The organism is Lentzea sp. NBRC 102530, assembly GCF_030269365.1.
Taxonomy (GTDB): Bacteria; Actinomycetota; Actinomycetes; order Mycobacteriales; family Pseudonocardiaceae; genus Lentzea.
The window spans coordinates 1-255 of record NZ_BSTF01000068.1 but is presented as its reverse complement, the minus strand read 5'-3'; the positions used below and the strand labels follow the sequence as shown (position 1 = coordinate 255).

The 255-nt window shown below is 69.8% G+C and carries 1 protein-coding gene; it reads right to left on the bottom strand.

The genetic code is table 11. The annotated features are described in order from the left end of the window. Positions 1-255 (bottom strand): hypothetical protein (locus tag QSK25_RS45315; RefSeq protein WP_285647899.1); only part of this gene is annotated, 255 nt, incomplete at both ends.

The window sequence follows — 255 nt, the reverse complement described above, 5'->3', positions numbered from 1 at the left end:
CCTTGACCACCATCTGCGCCAAGCCCTCGACGACGGCGGTCTTGCCGACACCGGGCTCGCCGATCAGGACCGGGTTGTTCTTGGTGCGCCGCGACAGCACCTGCATGACCCGCTCGATCTCCTTGGTGCGCCCGATGACCGGGTCGAGCTTGCCCTCACGCGCCGAGGCGGTGAGGTTGCGCCCGAACTGGTCCAGCACCAGCGACGACGACGGCGTGCCCTCGCCGCGACCGGTCGACTCCGCCGCACCCTTCT